The organism is Pseudomonas sp. AC463 (genome assembly GCF_979253585.1).
In genome coordinates, this window is record NZ_CEEDDZ010001254.1 from 1 (window position 1) to 230 (window position 230).

General features: G+C 71.7%; 1 protein-coding gene. It reads right to left on the reverse strand.

What is annotated here, in order from left to right; all coding sequences use genetic code 11:
* Positions 1-2 precede the first annotated feature (2 nt).
* The coding region (locus AC0IYH_RS34325; protein WP_471838968.1) for a hypothetical protein at positions 3-230 on the reverse strand (228 nt) is incomplete at its 5' end.

Consider the following 230-nt stretch of genomic DNA (forward strand, 5'->3'; position numbering starts at 1 on the left):
GCTCACCGCGGCGGATTGCCGCCGTGGAGCCGCTGCATGTCCTGCAACAGGGCGCCACCGACATCGCTCGCCAGCGGATAGGCGGTGCCGGGGAAGTAATTGACCATCACCGTCGCGCGGAAATTGCGCACCGGATCGACCCAGGCCAGCGTGCCCGCCGCGCCGCCCCCGGCATAGGTGCCCTTCGACGAGCCGCCGGGCTTGTCGGTCAGCCGCACCGATCCGCCCGC